The 3,762-nt window shown below is 68.1% G+C and carries 4 protein-coding genes; 2 read left to right on the forward strand and 2 right to left on the reverse strand.

What is annotated here, in order from left to right; translation table 11 throughout:
* On the forward strand, positions 1 to 2,007 hold a 2,007-nt coding region (locus VGH85_17620; protein ID HEY2175628.1), incomplete at its 5' end, for a DUF11 domain-containing protein.
* Between the two features lie 83 nt (positions 2,008 to 2,090).
* On the opposite strand, the gene VGH85_17625 is transcribed toward VGH85_17620, so the two are convergent.
* The gene (locus VGH85_17625; GenBank protein HEY2175629.1) at positions 2,091 to 2,717 is read right to left on the reverse strand and encodes a response regulator transcription factor; all 627 of its coding nucleotides are present in this window, start codon (positions 2,715 to 2,717) and stop codon (positions 2,091 to 2,093) included.
* Between the two features lie 80 nt (positions 2,718 to 2,797).
* On the opposite strand from VGH85_17625, the gene VGH85_17630 reads away from it, so the two are divergent.
* Positions 2,798 to 3,439, forward strand: coding sequence for a response regulator transcription factor (locus tag VGH85_17630; GenBank protein HEY2175630.1), 642 nt, complete (start codon positions 2,798 to 2,800; stop codon positions 3,437 to 3,439).
* Here VGH85_17630 and VGH85_17635 read toward each other — a convergent pair.
* On the reverse strand, positions 3,436 to 3,762 hold a 327-nt coding region (locus VGH85_17635; protein HEY2175631.1), incomplete at its 5' end, for a sensor histidine kinase. The two genes, VGH85_17630 and VGH85_17635, sit on opposite strands and share 4 nt — an antisense overlap.

Consider the following 3,762-nt stretch of genomic DNA (forward strand, 5'->3'; position numbering starts at 1 on the left):
AGCCTGGGCGACAAGTCGGTGTCCGGGGGCAGCGTGCCGGATTCTGATTCGACCGGTGCGATCAACGTGGCCGGCACTTATTACTTCCGTGTCTTCTACTCGGGTGACAACAACAACACCGGCCCGGTCTCGTCGGCTTGCGCGGACGAGACGCTGGTGGTGAGCCCGAACACGCCCACGATCTCGACGACGTTGTCGTCTTCGTCGATCAATGTTGGCGACACGATTCATGACTCGGCCTCGCTGGCGGGTGCGACTTCGGATGCGGGTGGCACGGTCAAGTACCGCTACTACTCGAGCTTGTCCGGTTGTCAGGCGGGCACCTACGCGACGACCGGTGGCACGAGTGCCGGCGACAAGACGGTGAACGACGGGTCGGTGCCGAACTCGGACGATGTGACTTTCAACAGCGCCGGAACCTATTACTTCCGGGCGTTCTACTCGGGTGACTCCAACAACACCGGCCCGGTCTCCTCGGCTTGCGCGGACGAGACGCTGGTCGTGAACGCGGCGGCGATCAAGATCCTGAAGACGGCGGACAAGGCCCAGGTCAATGCGGGCGAGCCGATCGGGTTCACGATGACGCTGTACAACCTGGGTAGCGGAGACGCTCACGGCGCGGTGTTGACGGACACGTTGCCGACGAAGGCGGGCTTGTCCTGGTCGATCGACAGTGTCGGTGCGGGTTGGCCGAACGCGACTCCGTGTTCGATCAGCGCCGGTGTGCTGACCTGTGTGCCGGTGACGGTGAAGGCCGGGCTGACGCGGGCCGCGTCGACGTTCACGGTGCACATCAGTTCGCCGACCACGGCGGCCAGCGGCGGCGTCTGCCCCGGCGGTAGTGGTGTCGTCGACAACACGGGCAAGGTGAGCACGAGCAACGACGGGTCGGATCAGTCGACCGCGACGACGTGTGTGGCGGCGGCGGCGATCCACATCTTGAAGACGGCGGACAAGGCCCAGGTCAATGTGGGCGATCCGATCGGGTTCACGATGACGCTGTTCAACTCGGGTAGCGGAGACGCTCACGGCGCGGTGTTGACGGACAAGCTGCCGACGAATGCGGGCCTGTCCTGGTCGATCGACAAGGTCGGTGCGGGTTGGCCGAACGCGACTCCGTGTTCGATCAGCGCCGGTGTGCTGACCTGTGTGCCGGTGACGGTCAAGGCCGGCACGACGCAGGCCGCGTCGACGTTCACGGTGCACATCAGCTCGCCGACGACCGGCGCGACCGGCGGCGATTGCCCCGAGACGGGCGTGGTCGACAACACCGGCAAGGTGACCACCTCGAACGACGGCAGCGATCAGTCGACCGCCTCGACCTGCGTGCAGGCCCTGGTCGACCTGGCGATCACAAAGGTCGGCTCGCCGGCAAGCCAGATCGGGTTGGGCAACATCACCTGGACGATGGTGGTGACGAACAACGGCCCGAGCGACGACACGGGGGTCAAGATCTCCGATCCGATGCCGGCCGGGAACACGTTCGTCTCCGCGTCCTCGACGCAGGGCACCTGCACCGGTGGGGCGAGCCTGACCTGCGACATCGGCAATATGGCTGTCGGCGCGACGGTCACGATCACCCTGGTCACCACGCCGACCACCTTCGGCACGCAGAGCAACACGGTCGTGGTGTCCGGTGACAGGCCGGAGACGACCCTGGCCAACAACACGGCGACCGCGTCCGTGACCGTCGGCCCGGCGACGCCGCCCTGCGTGGCGATCCAGAGGATCAGGCCCGGCCAGCTGATCGTGGGTCGCAAGACTACGGTCACCATCCACCTGACCCAGGCTGGCAAGGCGGCCAAGGGCGTCCGCGTCCGGATCAAGGGTGCGGGGATCAACCTCAAGACCAAGCCCTCCAACGCCAAGGGCGTCACCAAGCGCGTCCTGAAGATGAAGAAGAAGGGCATCCTCGTCTTCACCCCGCTCGGCAGCCCGAACGGCGCAGGCTGCAGCGGCAAGCGCATCGGCGTCAGAGGCGTCTTCACCCCGCCCGTCACCGGCTAAGCAAGCATCCAGAGGGGGCACGGGAACCAACCTGTGCCCCCTCCTGGTTCCCAGGGGAGGCTCGGATTCGGATGAGTGCTAGGTCAGCGGTCGTCGATCGGGCTCTCGACGAGCCCGTTCTGGTACGCGAGGCGAGCGGCCTCGGTGCGGTTCGAGACGCCGAGCTTGCGATAGATGTTCGTGAGGTGGAACTTGACCGTCTGTTCCGCCACCCACAGCTCCTTGCCGATGGCCTCGTTGGAGAGGCCGCGCGCGAGGGCGGCGAGGATCGCGGTCTCGCGCTCGGTGAGGCCGGCGGCGCGCGCCGCACTCTCGCCGGGATCGGGCAGGCCGATCGCGCTGTAGACCGTCCCGTCGACCGCCTGGCGGAGCGCCGAGGGCAGGTCGATCGGATTGATGCTCTTGACGATGAAGGCGCTGGCACCGCGCTTGAGCACGGTCTGGATCACGTTCTCGTCGGTGGAGACCGAGAGGACGACCACCTTCACGTCGGGATGCTGCTTGCGGATGCGGCTCAGGCAGGCAAGCCCGTCGGCGCCCGGCATGCGCAGGTCGAGCAGCACGATGTCGGGATTGGTGCGGCCGACCAGCGGCAGCACCTGCGACCCGGAGTTGCATTCTCCGACGACCTCGAAGTCTGGCGCCTCCTCGAGGGCCCGCTTCACTCCCTCGACTATGAGACGGTGGTCGTCGGCAATGAGAACGCGCACAGAGAGATCGTAGTCGGAGGACCTGTCGTCTTCGAGGTCACGGCCCTGTGACCGCCACCGTTCCGACGAAACGAGCGCATGTGCTCATCGCGGCCGAGCGCCTGCCGACGCGCGTCGGGCTCCGCCTGGCGCTCGAGCCGGAGGCGCGCTGCACCGAAGCCGCCGACGCCGAATCCGCCGTCAACGCAGCTGTGCGTGACCGCCCCGACGTCTGCCTGCTCGGGCTCGACCCATCCGGCCAGGCACTCCGGGTCGTGAACGAGATCGCCACGCGCGTTCCGACCGCCTGCGTGATCCTCCTCACCGACCACCTCGACGAGGAGGAGTTCATGGCCGCTGTGCGGGCGGGCGCGAGCGGTTACCTGACGCAGAGCCTCGATCCTGCGCGGCTCCCGTTCGTGATCCAGGGTGCTCTGCGCGGCGAGCCCGCCGTGCCGCGGAGGTTCGTCTCACGGCTGCTCGACGAGCTGAGGACGCGCGAGCGCCGGCGCACCGTCGTTCTCGCGGGCAGGGGCAGGGTCGCGCTGACGGCGCGCGAGTGGGAGGTCGCCGAGATGCTGTTGCGCGCGGCCAGCACCGCGGAGATCGCCACCGAGCTCGGCGTCGCACCCGTCACGGTGCGCCGCCATGTCGGATCCGTCGAACGCAAGCTCGGCGTCTCGACTCGCGCGGAGGTCGTCGCGTTGCTCTCGGCCCAAGCCAACGCGGCGATGCCGGCTTAGCTCGCAGAGCTGAGCGGCAGCGTGAAGGCGACACAAGCGCCGCCCTGCGGGCGGTTCTCGGCCCAGATCCGGCCGCCGTGCGCCTCGACGAGGCCGCGGGCGATCGCCAGCCCAAGGCCGGCCCCGCTGCCGCTGCGCGCGCGGTCCGCCCGCCAGAAGCGCTCGAACATCCGCGCCGGTGCCTCCGCCGAAAGGCCCTCGCCGCTGTCCTCGACGCGTAGGAGCAGATCCGAGGCGCGCCGCTCGACGCGGACCGCTACCGAGCCGTCCGACGGCGTGTGACGAAGCGCGTTCGTGACGAGGTTGAAGAGGACGCGCTCGAA

This window comes from Mycobacteriales bacterium, from assembly GCA_036497565.1.
Classification (GTDB): Bacteria; Actinomycetota; Actinomycetes; order Mycobacteriales; family QHCD01; genus DASXJE01.